The sequence below is a fragment of the Planomonospora parontospora genome (assembly GCA_014647935.1).
Taxonomy (GTDB): Bacteria; Actinomycetota; Actinomycetes; order Streptosporangiales; family Streptosporangiaceae; genus Planomonospora; species Planomonospora parontospora.
The window spans coordinates 144,041-164,028 of record BMQD01000009.1 but is presented as its reverse complement, the minus strand read 5'-3'; the positions used below and the strand labels follow the sequence as shown (position 1 = coordinate 164,028).

Below are 19,988 nucleotides of genomic sequence, written 5' to 3'. Positions count from 1 at the left end.
GCACGGTGCCGTACCGCGTCCCGCCGTCCGTGCCGACTGTCGATACCGGACGCCGATGCCGGTCGTCCACGCGTGTCGCGCCGCGCGCCGCCCACGGGCGCCGTGCCGCGCGGACGCCGGAGGGTCCTTGTGGCCCGCTGCGCGCGGGCCGAAGATGATCCGGGGACCGCGCGTGCCGGCTGGGGCGCGTACGGAGTCGTCCGAGAAGCCGATCCCGCCCGAGGAGTGCGATCCATGCCCGATTTCGTCGGAGCCGTCGACCAGGGGACGACGAGCACCCGCTTCATGATCTTCGACCACGGCGGCAACGAGGTCGCCCGGCACCAGCTGGAGCACGAGCAGATCCTGCCGCGGGCCGGCTGGGTGGAGCACAACCCCACCGAGATCTGGGAGCGCACCAGGGCGGTGATCGAGACCGCGCTGAACCGGGCGGACCTCACCGCCTCCGACCTGGCCGCGCTGGGCATCACCAACCAGCGGGAGACCACCCTGGTGTGGAACCGCAGGACCGGCAGGCCGTACTACAACGCCATCGTCTGGCAGGACACCCGGACCGACCGGATCGCCGCCGCGCTGGACCGCGACGGCCGGGGCGACGTCATCCGGCGCCGTGCCGGGCTGCCCCCGGCGACCTACTTCTCCGGCGGCAAGATCCAGTGGATCCTGGAGAACGTCGACGGCGTGCGCGCGGCGGCGGAGGCCGGCGACGCGCTCTTCGGCAACACCGACACCTGGCTGCTGTGGAACCTCACCGGCGGCCCCGACGGCGGCGTGCACGTCACCGACCCGACCAACGCCAGCCGCACCATGCTCATGGACCTGGAGACCCTGGACTGGGACGACGAACTGCTCTCGTTCTTCGGCGTCCCCCGCGCGATGCTCCCGGAGATCAAGCCGTCGTCCCACCCGGGCCTGTACGGCGTGACCCGGGCGGCCGGGCCGCTCGGCGGCGAGGTCCCCCTCTCCGGCGACCTCGGCGACCAGCAGGCCGCGACCGTCGGGCAGGTCTGCTTCGCCCCCGGTGAGGCCAAGAACACCTACGGCACCGGCAACTTCCTGCTGCTCAACACCGGCCAGGAGCTCGTCCGCTCCGAGCACGGCCTGCTCACCACCGTCTGCTACCGGTTCGGCGACGACAAGCCGGTCTACGCGCTGGAGGGCTCGATCGCGGTCACCGGATCGGCGGTGCAGTGGCTCCGCGACCAGCTCGGCATCATCTCGGGCGCGGCGCAGAGCGAGGCGCTCGCCCGGCAGGTGGACGACAACGGCGGCGTCTACTTCGTGCCCGCCTTCTCCGGCCTGTTCGCGCCGTACTGGCGCTCCGACGCCCGCGGCGCCATCGTCGGCCTGTCCCGCTACAACACCAACGCGCACCTGGCCCGGGCCACGCTGGAGTCGATCTGCTACCAGACCCGCGACGTGGTCGAGGCGATGCAGCAGGACTCCGGCGTCGTGCTCGACGTGCTCCGGGTGGACGGCGGGGTCACCGCCAACGACCTGTGCATGCAGCTGCAGGCCGACATCCTCGGCGTGCCGGTCTCCAAGCCCGTCGTGTCGGAGACCACGGCGCTCGGCGCCGCCTACGCCGCCGGGCTGGCCGTCGGCTTCTGGTCGTCGACCGAGGAGTTGAGGAGCAACTGGCAGGAGGACCGCCGCTGGGAACCGGGCTGGTCCGACGGGCAGCGCTCCCGCGGCTACGCCGGCTGGCGCAAGGCCGTCACCCGGACCCTGGGCTGGGTCGACGTCGACTGAGGTCCGCGGCCCCCGTCCCACGACGCGGGCCGGTCAGGCGAGGCCCGCGTCGTGGGCGAGGAGCGCGATCTGGGTGCGGTTGTCCAGGCCGAGCTTGGTCAGGATGCTGGAGACGTGGGCTTTCACGGTCGTGACGCCCATGGCCAGATCGGCGGCGATGTCGGCGTTCGTCCTGCCCAGAGCGATCGCCAGGGCCACCTCGTGTTCGCGCGGGGTCAGGGCGGCCAGCGCGGCGCGGGCGCGCTCGTAGGCGCCGGCCTGGGCGACCGTGCGCTCCATCAACCGCCGGGTGATGCGCGGGGACAGTATCGGGTCTCCGGCGGCGACCCGGACGACCGCCTCCACGATCTGCGGCGGCGGGGTGTCCTTGAGCAGGAACCCGGCGGCGCCCGCACGGAGCGCGTGCAGGACGTTCTCGTCGGTGTCGAACGTGGTCAGCACGATCACCTCGGGCGGCCGGGCGCGGGCGCGCAGCCGGCGGGTGGCGGTGATGCCGTCCACGCGGGGCATGCGCAGGTCCATCAGGACGACGTCGGGGGCGTGGGCGTCGGTGGCCGTGACGGCTTCCTGGCCGTCGGCCGCCTCGGCGACGACGGTGATGCCGGCGGCGCCGTCGAGCATCATGGACAGTCCGGCGCGGACCAGGGCGTCGTCGTCGACCAGCAGCACGCGGATCACGCGGGCCATGGTAGCCGGGCCTGCAGCCGGAACTCCGCGGCGGTGCCGTGGTGGTCCAGCTGCCCGCCGGCCAGCCGTACCCGCTCGGTGAGCCCGATCAGGCCCAGCCCGCTGCCGGGTGCGAGGGGGACGGCCTCCGCCGGGGGCGGCGGGTTGCGGATGTCGATCAGCAGGGGCGTGCCCGGAGCCCCGCGCAGCAGCACGTCGACCGGCTGGCCGGGGGCGTGCTTGCGGGCGTTGGTGAGCCCCTCCTGCACGACCCGGTAGGCGGTCCGGGACGCGGCCGGCGGCAGGGCGGCGGTGTCGGCGACCTCCTCGTGCAGCCGTACCGATTGGCCCGCCCGCCGCGCGTCGGCGATCAGGTCCGGCAGGTCGGCCAGGCCCGGCAGGGGTCCGGCCCCGTCCAGGTCGTCGTCCTGCTCCCGGAGCAGGGTGATCACCTGGCGCAGTTCCTCCAGCGCCTGGTGGACCCCGGTGCGGACCACCCCGGCAGCCGTGGCGAGCCGGTCGGGGGAGGAGTCCGGCCGGTATTCCAGGGCTCCGGCGTGGGTGGCCACCAGAGACAGGCGGTGGGCCAGCACGTCGTGCATCTCCCTGGCGAGCCGGCGGCGTTCGGCCATGCGGGCCTCGGCGATCCGCCTGCCCTGTTCGGCCTCGGCGCGGTCGGCGCGCTCACGCAGGGAGGTGAGCAGGGCACGGCGGGAGCGGGCCAGCGCGCCCCAGCCGAGCAGCGCGCCGTAGGCGGCGCAGATCAGCAGCCACCACCATGACAGGGAGATGCCTGAGTTGGGCCGCCACAGCCCCTGGACCAGGTGGGCCGCCATGCCCACGGCGGTCACCGCGGCCGCGACGGGCAGACGCCGGCGCTGGGCCACCTGCAGCGCCCCCGCCGTCGCCGCCGGCGTGGCCACCGGGGAGAGCGCGGCGAGGAGGGTGGCGGCCAGCGCCCCGTGGACCGGCCACCACAACTGGGCGAGTGCGGCGACCAGGCTCACCGCCGCGATCGCCACGTCCAGCCCCCAGGTGGGCCGGCCGGCCTGGCCCCACAGCGCCACCGTGGTCAGCACGCCCATCCCGACGGCCATGCCGGCCACCGCGAACGGGTGCGGAGATCGGATCTCGCTCATCGGCTCAGGCTAAACGGCGGTACGGCGGACCCGTCACCTACCAAAGTAGGACCCGTACCCCACCGGGGGAGGGCGTGGCGCGACCACGCGCCCGATGCGGCGGAGCGGGCCGCCGGGCGAGGCTGACCGGCATGAACACTTCTCTCGCCCGAGCGATCGAGGTCACCCGCCGTTACGGCGACGTGCTCGCGCTCGACCGCGTCTCGCTCGACATCCGGGAGGGCGAGCTGATCGGGCTGCTCGGCCCGAACGGCGCGGGCAAGTCCACTCTCATCAACCTCCTCGCGGGACTGCGCCGGCCGACGTCGGGCACGGTGGAGCTGTTCGGCGGCTCGCCGCTGGACCCGGTCGTGCGGCGCGGCATCGGCGTGACGCCGCAGGAGACCGGACTGCCCGCCTCCCTGCGCGTCGGCGAGATCACCGACTTCGTATCCGCGCACTTCCCCGAGCGCGTCGGCACGGCGGAACTGCTGGACGGATTCGGTCTCGGTGATCTGGTCAGGCGGCAGGTCGGAGGGCTGTCCGGCGGGCAGCGGCGGAGGCTGGCGGTGGCGCTGGCCTTCGCGGGTCGGCCGCGGCTGGTGTTCCTCGACGAACCCACGACCGGGCTGGACGTCGAGGCCAGGAGGGCACTGTGGGACGGCATCAGGGCCTTCCACGACGAGGGCGGCACCGTGCTGCTCACCAGCCACTACCTGGAGGAGATCGAGGCCCTGGCCGAACGCGTCCTGGTGGTCGGTCACGGCCGCGTGCTGGCCGACGACAGCGTGCGGGCCGTCCGCGGCATGGCGGGCACACGGCGTGTCTCCCTCGTCGCCGAGGACCTGCCCGAGCTGCCGGGCGTGCTCGGCGCCGAACGCACGGACGGCCGGATCGACCTGCTCGTCACCGACCCCGACCGGCTGGTCGTGGAGCTGGTGCGCAGCGGGGTGCCGTTCTCCGGCCTGGAGATCAGACCGGCCACGCTGGAGGAGGCCTTCCTCGCCCTCACCTCGAAGGAGTCCGCCCGTGCCTAGCCTGATCCTCGCCCACACCCGCTACCTCGTGATCGAGCAGATCAGAGTCCCGATCGGGATCCTGGCCGGCACGTTCTTCCCGGCCGTCACGATGCTGGCGTTCGTGGTGCCGTTCACCGGCCAGGACGCGGCGACCGCGACGACGGCGACGGGCTCGCTGGTGTTCTTCGGCGCCATGTCGTCCGCGCTGACCGGGCTCGCCACGGCGGTCTCCCAGGACCGCGAGCTGCCGTGGGACCCGTACCTGCGCACGCTGCCCGCGGGTCCGCTGCCGCGCTTCGCCGGGCGGATCCTGTCGACGCTCGCCGCCGTGCTGATCTCGGTGGTCCCCGTCCTGGTGATGGGGGCGCTGCTCACGGAGGCGGCGATCACGCCGGCCAGGCTGCTGCTGGGGCTCGGCGCGCTGGTCGTGGGCGTCGTGCCGTTCATGCTGATGGGGTTGTTCGTCGGCTTCACGCTGGTGTCGAAGGCCGCGATGGCGGTCTCGCAGCTGCTGTTCTTCCCGATGGCCATCCTCGGCGGGCTGCTGCTGCCGCCGCAGGTCCTGCCGGAGCCGGTGCAGGCCGTCTCGCCGTACGTGCCCACCAGAGGCGCGGCCGAGCTGATCTGGTGGGCGATCGCGGGCGTCCGTCCGGACGCGGTGTCGCTGGTCATGCTGGCCGTCTGGACCGGCGCCATGGCGGTCGCCGCCGCATGGGCCTACCGACGCGACGAGGGCAGGCGTTTCTCCTGACCCCTCCCGGCCCGCTGCAGCCGGGTGGCGGACCCGGAGCCGCCGGCCAGGCCGAGGCTCCGGAGTCCGTACGGGCCCTACGCGAGGAAGTGGACCTCCAGGTCACCGTCGAGCAGGTCCGCCGCCTGGCCGAGGAAGCCCGTGATGTGCGGAGCCTCCAGGTTGGCGGCATGGTCCTCGCGGCGGCGCCACACCTCGTAGAACCAGAACCGGGCGGGCTCGCCCACCTCGGTGTGGAGGTCGTAGGCCAGGCAGCCCGGCGCCTGCCGGGTCGGGGCGACGAGCGCCGTCAAGGCGTCGTGCAGGGCGGCTTCGCGGCCGTCCTTCGCGCGCATCCGCGCGATGACCGTCAAGGGGGTGTTCGTCGATGTCACGGCGTTCTCCTCGGTGGTACGGGCCCTGCGGAAGAGGGCCGGTCCAGAGGCTAGGGGCGAACTGGTCCGGTGATACAGTCCACTTGCATGCCGCAGAACCGGACCAATCGCATCACCGGTCTCCTCCTCGACGTGCCCGACGACGGACGGGCGCTGCACGAACGCCTGACGGCCGCGATCAGGGCCGCCGTCCTGGCGGGCCGCCTGGGACCCGGCGACGCACTGCCCCCGAGCCGGGCGCTCGCCGAGGAGCTGAGCTGCTCGCGCTGGGTCGTCAACGAGGCCTACGCCCAGCTCGTCGCCGAAGGGCACCTCACGGCGCGGCAGGGGTCGGGCACGCGGGTGGCGCCGGAGGCGTCGACGCGACCGGCCGCCCCGCCGGCCGTACCCGCCGCGCGGGCGCCCTTCCCGGTCGTGGCCGACCTGCGGCCTGGCGCGCCCGACGTGGCGCGCTTCCCCGCCGCCGCCTGGAGCCGGGCCGTCCATCACGCCCTCGTGACCGGCGGGGGCTCGGACGTCTTCCCCCCGGCCGGGGGCGTACGGCGGCTGCGCGAGGTCGTGTCCGGCTACCTGGGACGGACCCGGGGGGTGGCGGTCTCGCCCGAGGAGGTGGTCATCACCTGCGGCACCACGCACGCGGTGGGGCTGCTGGCCGGTGTCCTGGCCCGGCGGTCCGCGTCGCGGCTGGCGGTGGAGGACCCCGGCTGGAGCCGGCTCGGCGACGCGGCCGCCCACGCCGGGCTGTCGGTCGAGCCGGTGGCCGTCGACGGCGAGGGAATCGACGTCGGGCGGTTGCGGCGGACGGGCGCGGACGCGGTGCTCTGCTCGCCCGCCCACCAGTTCCCCACCGGCGCCGCCCTGTCGGCGGGGCGGCGCCGGGCGCTGCTGGCGTGGGCGAAGGAGCGCTCGGCCGTCGTGCTGGAGGACGACTACGACGCCGAGTTCCGGTACGACCGCAAGCCGATCGGGGCGCTGGCGGCCCTCGACCGGGACAGCGTCGCCTACCTCGGCTCCGTGAGCAAGACCCTGCACCCGGGCCTGCGGATGGGTTGGATGGTGCCTCCCGCACGCCTGAGGGACCCGGTGACCGAAGCCCTCGAACGGTCGGGCGCGGGTCCCGGCGTGTTCGACCAGCTGGCGCTCGCCCGGCTCATCGACGCCGGCGACTACGACAGGCACCTGCGCCGCGCCCGCACGCTGTACCGCGAGCGCCGGGAGGCGGTGCTCGCGGCCCTGCGCGGCCACCCCGTCATCCGCGACGGCGGTCCCGCCGGCGGGATCGCCGCGGGGCTGCACCTGGTGCTCCCGCTGCCGTCCGGGCATGACGACCGCGACGTCGCCGACCGCCTGGAGCGCCGGGGCGTGGCCGTGATGCCCCTGTCGCGCTACGCCCGCCGCCGTCTCAGGCCCGCCCTGGTCATCGGGTACGGCCGGCTCTCACCGGCCCGGGCCCCCTTCGCCGCGGCGGAGATCGCTGCGGTGCTCGAAGGCCGTCCCCGCCGGTAGCGGGCGGTCTACGGCGCGGCCGGTGCTTCGGTCGGGGAGAGCCGGGCGGTCTACGGCGCGGCCGGTGCTTCGGTCGGGGAGAGCCGGGCGGTCTACGGCGCGGCCGGTGCTTCGGTCGGGGAGAGCCGGGCGGTCTACGGCGCGGCCAGCGCCTCCGTCGGGGAGAGCCGGGCGGCGCGGACCGCGGGGTAGAGCCCGGCGAGGGCGCCGATCGCCAGGGTCGCCGCGAGGCCGCCGGCCGTCGCCCAGGCGGGCACCACGACCGGCCAGCCGGCCTGCAGCGCGTACCCGGTGGTGGCGGCGGCGCCCAGGAGCACCCCGCCCGCCCCGCCCAGCGCGGACAGCAGCAGTGACTCGGCGAGGAACTGCGTGCGGATCTGGCCGCGGGTCGCGCCCAGGGAGCGGCGCAGGCCGATCTCCGCCCGCCGTTCCAGCACCGAGACGACCATGGTGTTGGCCACCCCGACGCCGCCGACGAGCAGCGCGACGCCGCCGACGCCGAGCAGCAGCCCGGTGAAAGCCCGGCCCGCGGCCTGCTTGGCGGCGAGCGCGTCGGACGGGCGGGAGACCTCCACCTCGTTGGGCGCCTCCGGACTGGCCGTGGCGGCCAGGACCTCGCGGACGGCCTCCAGCCGCGCCTCCTCGCAACGGGTGTAGAGGATCGTCGGGTGCCCGTCGAAGTCCAGGACCTCCTCGGCCACGGGCCAGCCGACCAGCGCGGCGGCGTCCAGCTCGGCGGCGAGCGGCACCGGGTCCAGGACGCCGACGACGGTGAACCGCTCGCCGCCGACGACCACCTGCACGTCCGGCCCCGCGGCGCCCACCCCGAGCCGTCGCGCCGCGGTCGCCCCGAGCACCACGGCCGGGTGGCGCAGGGTGGCGCCGTCGAGCCAGACGCCGCTGCGCACCGTCGCGCCCACCGCGGCGAGCAGGTCCGCGCGGGCGGCGTACACGGAGATGCCGCCGGTCTGCTCCTCGGGGATCTCCTCGCTCCGGTACACCTGGGCGCCGTCGACGCGGCCGACGGCGGAGGCCGACTCCACGGGGCCGATCCGCTCGATCATCGCCTCGGCGTCCGGCGGCATCTCCGCCTCCTCCCCCAGGAGGGTGCGGCCCGACGAGACGGTGAGCAGGTTGGTGCCGAGCGCCGAGAGCGTGCGGTCGAGCTCGGCCCCGGAGGAGGACGAGACGCCGACCACGCCGACCGTCGCCGCGATGCCGATGGCGACGCCGAGCGCCGACAGGAACGCCCGCAGCGGGCGGGTGCGCAGGCCGGCCGCGCCCACCCGCAGCACGTCGCGCGGACGCATCCGGGCCGGGGCCGGCTCGGGCCGTTCCGTACGGCTCGCCGCCATCACGCCGCCTCCGATCCGGGCACGGCCCCGGCAGCGGGCCGCCCCCCGGAGTCCCCGGAGTCCGTGGAGCCAGTGGGGTCACTTGGGTCAGTGGGTTCACTTGGGTCAGTGGGACGAGTGGGCTGATTGGAGCGAGTGAGGTCCGAGGGGTGGGAGGGGTGCGAGGGGTCCGCTGCGGAGTCGGAGACGATCCGGCCGTCGCGCATCCCCACCCGCCGGGGCAGGCTCGCGGCGATCTCGCGGTCGTGTGTGATGATCACGATGGTGGTGCCCGAGGCGTTCAGGTCGTGCAGCAGCTCCATCACCCCGGCCCCCGACACGGAGTCCAGCGCGCCGGTCGGCTCGTCGGCCAGGAGCAGCGGCGGATCCCCGGCCACCGCCCTGGCGATGGCGACCCGCTGCCGCTCGCCGCCCGACAGCTCGTGCGGCTCGTGGTCGAGCCGGTGCCCGAGCCCGACCCGCTCCAGCGCCGCCGCGGCCCGCCGCCGCCGCTCGGCCCGGCCGAGACCGCTGTAGAGGAGGCCGCCGGCCACGTTGTCCAAGGCCGTGACCCTGTCCGCGAGGTGGAAGTGCTGGAAGACGAAGCCGATCGTGGTCGCCCGCAGCGCGGAGAGCCCGCGGTCCGACAGCGCCGGGACGTCGTACCCGTCGATGCGCACGGTCCCGGACGTGGGCCGGTCCAGCGTGCCGATGACGTTGAGCAGCGTCGACTTGCCCGAGCCGGAGGGGCCGGCGATCGCGATGAGTTCGCCGCGCGCGATCTCCAGCGAGACCCCCGCCAGCGCGGTCACCCCGCCGGGATAGGTGCGGCTCACATCCACCAGGGAGACCGTGGGAGGCGTCATCTCGGCATCCCCACGATCGTGCCCTCGGCGATCCCTGCGCCGGAGACCTCGACGCGCCCGCCCGCGAACAGGCCCGTCTCCACCGCGGCGTAGCGGGTCTTGGAGCCCTCGACGACCTCGACGCCGAACCCGCCCTCCCGCAGCGCGACGAGCGCGGCGACCGGCACGGTCAGCACGTCCTCGCGCCGGGAGGCGGTGAAGGTCACGTCCACCGCGGCCCGGTCCAGGCCGGGTGCGGCCTTCCGGCCGAGGGAGACGAGCACCTCCAGCCGGGTCTCAGGCTCCGCGCCCTGCCCGTCCCCCGGCTCTATGACCGTGGAGACCTCGGTGACCCTGCCGCCCGCGCGCTTCCCGTCCGGCAGCGTCACCGACACCTTCGTGCCCTCCTTCGCCATCCGCTGGTCCCCGGGGTCCAGCCGTACGGTGACCACCTTGGCGGTGCCGGTGCTGGTGAGCACAGCCTGACCCGGTGCGGTGGGCCGGCCGGTCTCGGTCTCCAGGCTCTCCACCCGGACCGGGCCGTCGGCGAAGACGACCCGGCCCAGCTCGACCACCCCGGTCTCCGCGAGGCCCCGGTCCTCCTGCCACTCCATGACCGCCGCGGCCGTCGCGTAGGTGTACTCGCCGTCCACGGTGAAACCGTCGTAGCCCAGCTCCTCCAGGTTGCGCTCCAGGGCCTCCACGTCCCGGCCCTCGGAGCCGATCCGCAGGTCGCGGTAGGCGGGGGTGGAGCCGTACATCAGCACCACCGGGTCGTCGTCGGCCCGGTACAGCGGCCTGCCGCGGGTGATCCGGGCGCCGCTCTCCGGGAGCCAGGTGATCGTGCCGGGCCTCCGGCTCACCACGGTGGCGGCGGGACCGTGGCCGAGTTCGCCGTCGGCCTCGTGCGTGTCGTGGAGCGTCTCCCGGGTCACCCGGGCGGTGGCCGGGGGCGGCGGCGCGGCGGCCCGGTCCTCCCCGGCCCCGCCGCCCAGGACGCCCGTGGCGCTCACCGCCACGGCGGCCGCGCCGGTGAGGGCGGCCACGGCGAGCAGCCCGGCGGTCCTCCCGCCGCGACGGCGGCGCGGGCGGGCGGCGGGGTCCGCGCCCGTCCTGTCGTCGAGGGTGGCCGCTCCCATCAGGAACCCCCGGCGTCCAGGCGGCACTTCTGCTGCGCCGCCTCGAAGTCCGGGTCGTCGGCGACGCCCTTGCCGATCCGGACGAGGCCGTCGGGCTGCGGGTCCGGGAACTCCGGCACGCCGTTGTCGCGCATGCACCGGGCGAGCTCGCGCATCCGCTCGGAGTCCTGCGCGGCGCCCGGCCCGTCGCCGCCCGCCGGCGCGTACTGCTTGCAGGCCTCCTGGGCCTTCTCCATGACGGCTCTGTCGCCCTTCAACTTGATCATGACGCCCTTGCCGGGCTCGGGGTCGGCCATGTCGACGCCGTTCTCGCGCATGCACCGGGCGAACCGGAGGTTCCTCTCGTCGCGGTCCAGGGCCGGGGTGGCGCTCGCGGCGGGCGCGGTGCGGTCTCCGCCGGAGCCGCTCGCGGACGCCACCTCGGGGCCGCCCGGGTCGGCGGCGCATCCGGCCAGCGGCAGGGACAGGGTCAGGGCGAGCAGCAGCGGGGCCGCCGCCCGCGCGTCGGGGATTCGCACGGTCTTCTCCTCTTCCGGTCCTCCGGCGGCCGGGCGTCCACCCGGCCGTTCGAGGGGAGATGCAACCGGCCGGCGCGTTTCCGGGCCGTTTCCGTCCGCGCTAACGCGGAGCAAACACCCGGTGCGCCACCATCGCGGCAGGTGCCGGGCCGCACCCGGGAGTCCGTACGGGTGCCGGGCCGCACCCGGGAGTCCGTACGAGTGCCCGTGGGTCCGTGGCCTGCCGGTCCGCGGGCGATGGTCCGCGGGCCGGAGGTCGAGGGGTGGCCTTGACCGGTCCGCGGGCCGGGGTGCGGGTGGGAAGGATCGTGGAGGCGGGATGCGGGTGCTGGTGGTGGAGGACGAGCCGATGCTCGCCGACGCGATGGCCGAGTGGCTGCGCGAGGAGACGCACGCGGTCGACACCGCGCACGACGGCGCGGCGGCGCTGGAGCGGATCGCAGTCAACGACTACGACGTGATCGTCCTCGACCGTGACCTGCCGAGGGTGCACGGTGACGACGTCTGCCGGGAGCTGGTCGGGTCGGAGTCGGCCGCGCGGGTGCTGATGCTCACCGCCGCCGCGGAGATCGATGACCGGGTGGCCGGGTTGTCCCTCGGTGCGGACGACTACCTGACCAAGCCGTTCGCCTTCCCCGAGCTCGCCGCCAGGGTCCAGGCGCTGGGCCGGCGCGCCCGGCCGGCCGTTCCGCCGGTTCTGCGGCGGGCCGGGATCACCCTGGACCCCGCGCGGCGGGAGGTGTTCCGGGACGGCCGGTACGTGCCGCTGTCGAAGAAGGAGTTCGCCGTCCTGACGGAGCTGCTCCGAGCCGACGGGGCCGTGGTGTCCGCCGAGCACCTGCTGGAGAAGGCCTGGGACGAGCACGCCGACCCGTTCACCGGGGTGGTGCGGCTGACCGTCCTCAAGCTGCGCCGCAAGCTCGGTGACCCGCCGGTCGTCGGGACGGTGCCGGGATCCGGGTACCGGATCGCATGAGCCTCCCGCCGAAGCCCGTACCGGCCTCCGAGCCGGCCTCCGTACCGGTCCCCGCGCCGGCCTCCGAGCCGGAGCCCGCAGCCGCCCCGTGGCGAAGCCCGTGACGGGCCCTCCGGGCAGCGGTGCGCCGGGGCGCCGTTCGCCCACCCTGCGGGCACGGCTCACCCTCGTGTACGGCACGCTGTTCCTCCTCGCCGGACTGACCCTGCTCGGCGTCACCTACCTGCTCTTCGACCAGCAGCTGACCGCCTCCTTCACCGACAGGTACGGCGGGGACGAACCGGGGCGGCTGCCGAGGAAGATGACCCTCATCTCCCGCAACGGCGACGTGCTCGTCGGTCCCGAGGCGCAGCGGTTCCTGCTCCAGGAACAGGAGTCGCTGCGCGATGCGGCGGTCACCTCGCTGCTCACCCAGGGGGCGGTCGCGCTGGTCGTGGTCGGAGCCGTCGCGGTGGCGCTCGGCTGGGTGGTCGCGGGGCGGGTCCTCGCCCCGCTGCACCGGGTGACCGAGACGGCACGGCGGATCTCCGCCGCGCCGGTCGCCGACCACGGCCTGCGCGAGCGGATCGCGCTGGACGGCCCGGCGGACGAGGTGAAGGAGCTCGCCGACACCTTCGACACCATGGTCGAACGGCTGGACCGCTCCTTCGACGGGCAGCGCCGGTTCGTCGCCAACGCCTCGCACGAGCTGCGCACCCCGCTGACACTGAACCGGGCGCTGGTCGAGCTGGCCATGCACCGGAAGACGGCCTCACCCGATGTCAGACGGCTCGGCGAGAGCCTGCTGGAGATCAACGCCAGGCACGAGCGGCTCATCTCCGGGCTGCTGTTGCTGGCCCGCTCCGAACACGAGATCGCCGACCGGTCGCCGGTGGACCTGGCCGACGTAGTCTCGCACGTGGTCGCGCAGACCGCCGGGGAGGCGCGGGAGGCGGGGATCACCGTGCACGAGAGCGCGGGCCCGGCGCCCACCGCGGGGGACGCCCTCCTGCTCGAGCGGCTGGTGCACAACCTCGTGGAGAACGGGATCCGGCACAACACCGGTGACGGCGCCGGCTGGGTGCGGGTCGCCAGCCGTACGGTGCGCGACGGGCCGGGCGGGCGGGGCGGGCACGTCGAGGTGGAGGTGAGCAACACCGGGCCCGCCGTGCCGCCCTACGACATCCCGCGGCTGTTCAAGCCCTTCCGCCGCCTCGGCGCGGACCGCGTGGTCACCGGGAAGGGCACGGGCCTGGGCCTGTCCATCGTCCGCTCCGTGGCCCTCGCCCACGGCGGCGACGTCACCGCCCGCCCGCGCGAGGGCGGCGGCCTGGTGGTGACGGCGGTCCTGCCGCGCGGCGAGGAGTGAGGGGACGCCGTGTGACGAGGCGCGGGGGGACGTCGTGTGACGAGGCGCGGGGGGACGCCACGCGACGAGGCGCAAGGGGGCGTCGCTCGGCGGGAAGCGAACGGACGCCGCGCGGCGAGGGGGGGACGGTGCGGCGGGTCACCCGCCCTGTGGTAGACCGAGGGCGGTCCTGATCATCGGGAGGGATCTGGTGAACTCGCGCTCCCAGTACGGCCAGCTGTGGGTGCCGTTCCGGTAGAGGTTCACCGTCGGCTTGATCCCGTACAGGCGCAGCTTGGCGACCAGGTGCCTGGTCGTGTAGGCCGACACCGGTTCACCCAGGTGGGCCGGGTCCCAGTCGGCGCCGGGCGGGTCGAGCTCGCCGTTGAGGCTGGTCGTGCCGCTGGAGATGTAGATGCTGACGCCGCGCAGGTTCCTGGCGTGCGCGGCGGGGTCGTTGTCCCTCCAGACCCGCCAGTCCCTGATCGGGTCGCCCCACATCGCCTTCGGGTCCTGCCCGGCCTTCTTCTGCGTGTACATGATGATGTCGGGCACGCCGGGCAGCCGGGTGGACATGATGCCGCTGTGCGCGCCGACGAAGCGGAACATGCCGGGGTGGCGCGCGGCGTACTTCATCGCGCCGTAGGCGCCCATGGACAGGCCGGTGACGGCGCGGCGGGTCCCGGCCCGGTACCCGGACTCCAGCACGCCGGGCAGTTCCTCGGTGTGGAAGGTCTCCCAGCCGGGCGGGCCGCCCTTTCCGCCGTTGTGCCAGTCGCTGTAGTTGCCCGATCCGCCGCCCTCGGGCATCACGACGATCGCGTCCAGGTCCTCGGTGAGCTCCTCGACGCGGGTCATCCGGGTCCAGGAGGTGTAGTCGTCCACGCCGCCGTGCAGCATGTAGAGCACCGGCCAGGTGCGGTCGGCCTGCTTCGACCAGCCCTCGGGCAGCAGCAGCCGGACCGGGAGCCGGGCGTTCACCGCCGGGGACGAGATCGTGAGGTCGAGCGTGCGCGGGCCGAGCCGGTTCTCCCCGACGACCTGCGGTCCGCCGGGCAGCGCGGCGGGCCAGGGCGCCGAGGCGCTCCCGCGGGTCGCGGAAACCGGGGCCGCGGCGGCGCGGGCGAGGGCCACCGGAACCTGCGCGGGGGCTGCTTCCAGCGGAGCCCGAGCCTGCGCGGGAGCCGCGTACGCCGCGGCCGGCAGGCCCGCGGCCGCCGCGGTCGCGAGCGCCAGGAGTCCGTGTCGGGCAGATCGCATGGTCGTCCCTTCCGTCCGGCCGGATACGGAGGCCGTGGCAGGCGACCTTAGGCCGGTGACCGAGCGGTCGCCACACCCGTCCGGCGCGAAACGGCGGCGGCCGTTGTGCCCCGCGGATGAATTCGCCGCATCTCGCGGGCGGGGCGTGGGCGAATCCGCTCGATCCGCGGAGCCGAGGCGGGATCGGTACCGACCTTGCATCCGCGGCGAACCCCTTGAGGATCGCATACTGAGTATGCATACTTAGTATTTATGCCAGTCAGGCACGGATTGCTTGCTCTGCTCAGCGGAGGCCCCCGGCACGGCTACCAGCTGCGGGCCGAGTTCGAGGCGTCGACAGGGGCGATCTGGCCGCTCAACATCGGCCAGGTCTACACGACGCTCTCCCGCTTGGAGCGCGACGGCCTGGTCGAGCAGGAAGAGTCGGACGAGCAGGGACGGGTCGTCTACACGATCACCGCGGCCGGCCGGGAGGAGACGGCACGATGGTTCGGCACCCCCGTCGTCCAGTCCGACCGGCCGCGGGACGAGCTGGTCATCAAGCTGGCCATGGCCGTCGCGGCCAAGGAGGTGAACGTCGCCGAGGTCGTCCACCGGCAGCGGACGGCGACCATGCAAGCCCTCCAGCAGCTGACCGTGGCCAAACGGGCCGCCGCGGAAGACACGGCCCGACGGCTCGTGCTCGATTCCATGATCTTCCAAGCCGAAGCCGAGCAACGGTGGCTGGACCACTGCGAGGCCGTCCTCAAGGAGGAGAGATGACGTTCGTACGGCTGGCCGAGGTGGCCAGGATCCATGGTGAAGGGGCGACGGCCGTACACGCTCTGAAGGGTGTGAGCCTCGAGATCGGCGAGGGAGAGCTGGTCGCGGTCATGGGTCCGTCCGGGTCCGGCAAGTCGACCCTGCTCAACCTCGCGGGAGGGCTCGACCGGCCCACGTCGGGGACGGTGCACATCGGCGGGCGGGACCTGGCCGCGGTGCGCGACCTGGCGGCACTGCGGCGCCGCAGTGTCGGCTACGTCTTCCAGGACCTCAACCTGATCACGTCGCTGACGGCGGTGGAGAACGTGATGCTGCCGCGTGAGCTCGACGGTGTGCGGTCACGCCTGGCCCGGCAGGAGGCCATGGCCGTGCTGGCGGAGGTCGATGGGGCGGACCTGGCCGACCGCTTCCCCGAGGAGCTGTCCGGTGGACAGCGCCAGCGGGTCGCGATCGCCCGCGCCCTGGTCGGCGATCGGCGCCTGCTGCTGGCCGACGAACCGACCGGCGCGCTCGACACGCGTACCGGCGACGAGATCCTGCAGACGTTGCGGGCCCGCTGTGACGCGGGCGTGACGGTCCTGCTGGTCACCCACGAGCCGCGCTACGCCGCCTGGGCCGATCGTGTGGTGTTCCTCCGCGACGGGATGATCGCGGACACCACGGACACCACGGACACCACGTCGGTGAGGAGCGCCTGATGAGCGTCGTACCGGCCGCGCTGCGCCTCGCCCGCCGGAACGCGTGGCGTTCCCGGGGGCGAAGCGCACTCATCATGGTGATGATCGGCCTGCCCGTCCTGGTGATCACGGGGGTCCTCACCCTCACCGAGACCATGAGCGTCACGCCGAGGGAAGGGCTGGTGGCCGAGTTCGGCTTGGCCGACGCCCGCCTCGTCCGGATACCCGAGGGCACGGTGATCCGGCAGCAACCGAACGGGGGGAGCTGGACCACGGGCGACGGCGACGGAGCGGCCGGTCCCGAGCTCGGCGCCGCCGAGGCGGCGGCCCTGCTCGGGCCGGGCACCCGGTTGGTCCCCTTCAGCACCGGCGTGCTCCGGCTGGGCGCCGACCGGGTCGACGCGTTGGAGCTCGACCTGCGCGATCCCCTCACCAGGGGGATGCGGACATTGAGCGAGGGCAGGTTTCCCGCCGCCCGCGAGGTCGCGGTGACGCCCGCACTCGGCCTGCACCCCGGAGACCTCCTGCGTCCGTCCGGCGCGGCGCCGCTGACGGTGGTGGGCGTGGTCGAGCACCCGCACCGCCCCTCTCTCCGCGAGGTCGTGGGTCCGGACCTGCCGCTGGCGCCCCTGGACGGCTTCTGGTCCCCCGGCGAGTACGGCCCCGGCTGGCTCGCCGACACCGCGAAGCCCGTGTCCTGGGCCGACGTGCCCGCGCTGAACAGGGCCGGCCTGTACGTCAGCTCCCGCGCCGCCGTCCCGGACCCGTCACGCGCCCCGGTCCGGGATGTCCAGCACACGGTCGGGCTCGGCACCATGGCCGTCATGGTGGTGCTGGAGACCGTGCTGCTGGCCGGGCCCGCCTTCGCGGTCGGGCTCAGGAGACGGCGCCGGGAACTCGCCGGGATCGCGGCTCAGGGTGGTTCGGCCGGGCACCTGCGGACGATCGTGCTGGCCGACGGACTGATCCTCGGCGGTACGGCCACTTTCGTGGCGACGGTGCTGGGTATCGGGGCCGGAGTGCTGGGCGCCCCGTTCGCGGCGCGCTGGGGAGGGCAGGTCGGCCCGCCGGAGGTGCCGTGGCCGCAGGTTCTGGGTGTTGCCGCGCTGGGCCTGACCGCCGGGATCGTGGCGGCGCTGGTGCCTGCCGTGCAAGCGGCCCGGCAGGACACCGCGACCGTGCTGGCCGGCCGAGCTTCCCCGGTGGCAGATCGGCCGGGCCGGCCCCTGGCGGGGACCGCGCTGGTGCTGGCCGGGCTGGGGGCGACCGTGGTGGCGCGGCGCCAGGCGGGTCCGGTGTGGGTGTGGGCCTCCGCGGTGCTGGTCATGATCGGGCTGGTGGCGTTGACGCCATGGCTGGTCCACTTCACGGGACGGGTGGCCACGCGGTTGCGGCTTCCGCTGCGGATGTCCGTCCGTGACGCGGTCCGTCACCGATCCCGGACGGTGAGCGCCGTGGCGGCCGTCATGGCGGTTACGGCCACGGTCGTGGCGATGGGCATCGGCGCCCATAGCGAATCCACGGACCGGCGCAACGCCTACACCTCGGCGCGGCCGACCGGCATGCTGGCGATCTGGGGCGGCAGTATGAGCGACGCGACCTGGAGCCGGATTCGCGCCGAGACGGGCCGCCGGTTGCCGGGCGTGCCGCTGGCCGCCGGCCATCAGGTGAAGGACGCACAGGGCCGCCGTTACGCGCTGCGGTACACGGTGCGATGGAACGGGACACGGACGCGCCGTACGGTGGCCGTCGGAGACCAGGATCTGCTCAGGCTCCTGCAGGGGCGCCATGATCCGCAGGCGGCCGCGGCGCTGGCGAGCGGCAAGGCCGTGGTGTTCGACGCGGCCGCGGTGCGGAACGGCAGGCTGGCGCTGCGGGCGAGCTCCACGTCCGGTCCCGCGCGCAGGATCGAAGTGCCGGCGGTGCCGGCCGCACCCGCCGACGAGCACCAGGGCGGGGCCCTGCTGCCGCGTGCCCTGGTCGAACAGGCCGGCTTCTCGACGGCGGAGCGTCAGCTCTACGCCATGCACCGGCTGCCGGCCGACTCGACGCTGTGGCGCGATCTGCACAAGGTGACCCCCCGCGTGACGGTCGCCTCCGAGGAGGGCTACCGCAACATGCCCGACCCGGACCTGTGGGGCTGGCTCGGTGGCGCTCTCATTCTCGTCGTCGGCGGCACGCTGGCCGTCACCCGTCTGGCGGCCGCCGACATGCGGCCTGAGCGGGCGGCGATGGCGGCCATCGGCGCACCGTCGGGGACGTTGCGGATGGTCGTGGCCGGCCAGGCCCTCTACGTCTCCGGGCTCGGCGCGCTGGTGGGGCTGGCCGCGGGAACGGTGACGGGCGCGGCGCTGAGCCGGCCGATGACGACGCACGGCGTCGGAGATCCCGCCACGATCGCCATACCCTGGCCGTTCGTGATCGCCGTGGTGGTGGGACCGCCCGTTCTGGCGACGATGGCGGCGCTGATCACCCGGACCGGGCCGCCCCTCGTCCGCCGGCTCCCGTGACCCGGGTCCCGGGTTGCTCGCGACCACCACAGGAGCGGGGTGACGGTTCGCCGCGTCACCCCGGACGGCGCCGCCCGCCTCCGGCCGGAGGGTCACGAGCCCGGAGCGACGGTCTCCTCCGGGCCGTCCTCGGGTGAACCGGATCGGGAGCCGGCGGAGGCGAGCTCCGAGATCGGGGCGGGGTCGTCCTCGCCGGGCGGGGACGGCCGATCGTCCCGGGACAGGCCGAGGGCGGTCAGGATCATCGGGTAGGAGCGGGTGAACTCGCGCTCCCAGTACGGCCAGCTGTGGGTGCCGTCCTTGTAGAGGTGGACCACGGGCTTGATCCCGTACCGGCGGAGCCTGGCGACCAGGTCCTTGGTGGTGTAGGCGGAGACCGGCTCGCTCAGGTGGGCGGGCGACCAGGGGGTGCCGGGCGCGTCCAGCTCGCCGGGGAGGCTGGTCGTGCCGCTGGAGATGTAGATGCCCGTCCCGCGCAGGTTCCGGGCCAGGTGCGCAGGGTCGTTGGCCTTCCAGACGTTCCGGTTCCGGACCGGGTCGCCCCACAGCGCCCTGGGATCCGCGCCCTCGGCGGCCTGGGCGTTCATGATCAGATCAGGGATGCCGGGCAGCCGGGTGGACATGACCCCGCTGTAGGCGCCGACGAAGCGGAACATGCCGGGGTGGCGCGCGGCGTACTTCATCGCGCCGTAGGCGCCCATGGACAGGCCCGCGACGGCGCGGCGGGTCCCGGCCCGGTAGCCGCTCTCCAGCAGGCGGCGCAGTTCCCCGGTGTGGAAGGTCTCCCAGCCGGGCGGGCCGCCCTTCCCGCCGTTGTGCCAGTCGCTGTAGTTCCCGGCCCGCCCGGCCTCGGGCATCACGACGATCGCGTCGAGGTCCTCGGTGATCTCCTCGATGTCGGTCATCCGGGTCCAGGAGGTGTAGTCGTCCGCGCCGCCGTGCAGCAGGTAGAGCACCGGCCAGGTGCGGCCGGCCCGCTTCGACCAGCCGCTGGGGACCAGCACCCGGACCGGGAGCCGGGCGTTCACCGCCGGGGACGAGACCGTGAGGTCGACCATGCGCAGGCCGAACCAGCGCTCCTTCACCACGCGCGCCCTGCCGCGCAGCGCCGCCGGCCAGGGCCCCGACGGGCTCCGGCCCGCCTTCGCGGCGGAGGCCGGTCCCGCGGACGGGCGCGGGGACGCGCTCGGGTCCGGGCTCGGCTCGGCGGAGGCACTCGGCTTCGCCGCCGGGGCCGCCGCGTGCGCGGTCGCCGGCGGTCCGAGGAGCAGCGAGGCCGACAGCGAGATCACCAGCGCGACCGACAGCGGGACCGACAGCGGGACCGGCGAGACCGACAGCGGGACCGGCGGGACGGACAGCGGGATCGAGGGGATCGGGAGTCCGCGTCGGGCAGGGCGCATCGTCATTCCTCCACCGGCCCGGAGCGGTGAGGGCCGTGGGAGGCGACCTTA

18 protein-coding genes are annotated in these 19,988 nt (G+C 74.6%); 9 read left to right on the top strand and 9 right to left on the bottom strand.

Features of this window, described 5'->3' with window-relative positions:
* The first annotated feature begins 234 nt into the window (after window positions 1-234).
* Window positions 235-1,752: a glycerol kinase GlpK gene (glpK, locus tag IEZ07_RS16215; RefSeq protein WP_191895515.1), complete on the top strand. Its 1,518-nt coding sequence runs from the start codon at window positions 235-237 to the stop codon at window positions 1,750-1,752.
* 33 nt (window positions 1,753-1,785) lie between these two features.
* Here the strand turns inward: glpK and IEZ07_RS16210 are convergent, their stop codons facing one another.
* Window positions 1,786-2,439: a response regulator gene (locus tag IEZ07_RS16210; RefSeq protein ID WP_191895514.1), complete on the bottom strand. Its 654-nt coding sequence runs from the start codon at window positions 2,437-2,439 to the stop codon at window positions 1,786-1,788.
* A complete protein-coding gene (locus IEZ07_RS16205; protein ID WP_191895513.1) occupies window positions 2,427-3,557 on the bottom strand; it encodes a sensor histidine kinase in 1,131 nt (376 codons plus the stop codon). The genes IEZ07_RS16210 and IEZ07_RS16205 overlap by 13 nt, the downstream gene beginning before the upstream one ends.
* Before the next feature lie 131 nt (window positions 3,558-3,688).
* Between IEZ07_RS16205 and IEZ07_RS16200 the strand changes: the two genes are divergently transcribed.
* Together IEZ07_RS16200 and IEZ07_RS16195 are read left to right on the top strand one after the other, a co-directional pair.
* Window positions 3,689-4,573, top strand: a complete 885-nt coding sequence (locus tag IEZ07_RS16200; RefSeq protein ID WP_191895512.1) for an ABC transporter ATP-binding protein — start codon at window positions 3,689-3,691, stop codon at window positions 4,571-4,573.
* Window positions 4,566-5,306 carry an ABC transporter permease gene (locus IEZ07_RS16195; RefSeq protein ID WP_191895511.1) on the top strand — a complete coding sequence of 247 codons (741 nt, stop codon included), beginning with the start codon at window positions 4,566-4,568 and terminating at the stop codon, window positions 5,304-5,306. Before IEZ07_RS16200 ends, IEZ07_RS16195 begins: the two co-directional genes overlap by 8 nt.
* A gap of 77 nt (window positions 5,307-5,383) precedes the next feature.
* On the opposite strand, the gene IEZ07_RS16190 is transcribed toward IEZ07_RS16195, so the two are convergent.
* On the bottom strand, window positions 5,384-5,680 hold the full coding sequence (locus tag IEZ07_RS16190; protein ID WP_204054433.1) for a putative quinol monooxygenase: 297 nt from the start codon (window positions 5,678-5,680) through the stop codon (window positions 5,384-5,386).
* A gap of 87 nt (window positions 5,681-5,767) precedes the next feature.
* Here IEZ07_RS16190 and pdxR point away from each other — a divergent pair, with 87 nt between their 5' ends.
* Window positions 5,768-7,186, top strand: coding sequence for a MocR-like pyridoxine biosynthesis transcription factor PdxR (pdxR, locus tag IEZ07_RS16185; RefSeq protein ID WP_191895510.1), 1,419 nt, complete (start codon window positions 5,768-5,770; stop codon window positions 7,184-7,186).
* 134 nt (window positions 7,187-7,320) lie between these two features.
* Here the strand turns inward: pdxR and IEZ07_RS16180 are convergent, their stop codons facing one another.
* Genes IEZ07_RS16180 through IEZ07_RS16165 form a run of 4 tightly spaced genes read right to left on the bottom strand, consistent with a single transcriptional unit; the run spans window position 7,321 to window position 11,022 of the window.
* Window positions 7,321-8,541, bottom strand: a complete 1,221-nt coding sequence (locus tag IEZ07_RS16180; protein WP_301549327.1) for an ABC transporter permease — start codon at window positions 8,539-8,541, stop codon at window positions 7,321-7,323.
* Window positions 8,541-9,386 carry an ABC transporter ATP-binding protein gene (locus tag IEZ07_RS16175; RefSeq protein ID WP_191895509.1) on the bottom strand — a complete coding sequence of 282 codons (846 nt, stop codon included), beginning with the start codon at window positions 9,384-9,386 and terminating at the stop codon, window positions 8,541-8,543. The genes IEZ07_RS16180 and IEZ07_RS16175 overlap by 1 nt, the downstream gene beginning before the upstream one ends.
* Window positions 9,383-10,504, bottom strand: coding sequence for a peptidoglycan-binding protein (locus IEZ07_RS16170; protein ID WP_191895508.1), 1,122 nt, complete (start codon window positions 10,502-10,504; stop codon window positions 9,383-9,385). The genes IEZ07_RS16175 and IEZ07_RS16170 overlap by 4 nt, the downstream gene beginning before the upstream one ends.
* Window positions 10,504-11,022 carry a hypothetical protein gene (locus IEZ07_RS16165; RefSeq protein ID WP_239320188.1) on the bottom strand — a complete coding sequence of 173 codons (519 nt, stop codon included), beginning with the start codon at window positions 11,020-11,022 and terminating at the stop codon, window positions 10,504-10,506. The genes IEZ07_RS16170 and IEZ07_RS16165 overlap by 1 nt, the downstream gene beginning before the upstream one ends.
* A 319-nt stretch (window positions 11,023-11,341) precedes the next feature.
* Between IEZ07_RS16165 and IEZ07_RS16160 the strand changes: the two genes are divergently transcribed.
* Window positions 11,342-11,998: a response regulator transcription factor gene (locus IEZ07_RS16160; protein WP_191895507.1), complete on the top strand. Its 657-nt coding sequence runs from the start codon at window positions 11,342-11,344 to the stop codon at window positions 11,996-11,998.
* Window positions 11,999-12,098: 100 nt separating this feature from the next.
* A complete protein-coding gene (locus tag IEZ07_RS16155) occupies window positions 12,099-13,346 on the top strand; it encodes a sensor histidine kinase (protein ID WP_191895506.1) in 1,248 nt (415 codons plus the stop codon).
* Window positions 13,347-13,484: 138 nt separating this feature from the next.
* Here IEZ07_RS16155 and IEZ07_RS16150 read toward each other — a convergent pair whose 3' ends face one another.
* On the bottom strand, window positions 13,485-14,585 hold the full coding sequence (locus IEZ07_RS16150; protein WP_191895505.1) for an alpha/beta hydrolase: 1,101 nt from the start codon (window positions 14,583-14,585) through the stop codon (window positions 13,485-13,487).
* A gap of 252 nt (window positions 14,586-14,837) precedes the next feature.
* Here IEZ07_RS16150 and IEZ07_RS16145 point away from each other — a divergent pair, with 252 nt between their 5' ends.
* From IEZ07_RS16145 to IEZ07_RS16135, 3 genes are read left to right on the top strand one after another with little or no spacing between them, the layout of a single operon-like run.
* Complete coding sequence (locus IEZ07_RS16145; RefSeq protein ID WP_191895504.1) at window positions 14,838-15,347, top strand: PadR family transcriptional regulator; 510 nt, start codon at window positions 14,838-14,840, stop codon at window positions 15,345-15,347.
* Entirely contained in the window at window positions 15,344-16,045 is a 702-nt protein-coding gene (locus IEZ07_RS16140; protein WP_191895503.1) for an ABC transporter ATP-binding protein, read from the top strand. The genes IEZ07_RS16145 and IEZ07_RS16140 overlap by 4 nt, the downstream gene beginning before the upstream one ends.
* Entirely contained in the window at window positions 16,045-18,534 is a 2,490-nt protein-coding gene (locus IEZ07_RS16135) for an ABC transporter permease (protein WP_191895502.1), read from the top strand. Before IEZ07_RS16140 ends, IEZ07_RS16135 begins: the two co-directional genes overlap by 1 nt.
* 92 nt (window positions 18,535-18,626) lie before the next feature.
* Here the strand turns inward: IEZ07_RS16135 and IEZ07_RS16130 are convergent, their stop codons facing one another.
* Entirely contained in the window at window positions 18,627-19,937 is a 1,311-nt protein-coding gene (locus IEZ07_RS16130) for an alpha/beta hydrolase (RefSeq protein ID WP_239320190.1), read from the bottom strand.
* Between the last annotated feature and the right edge of the window lie 51 nt (window positions 19,938-19,988).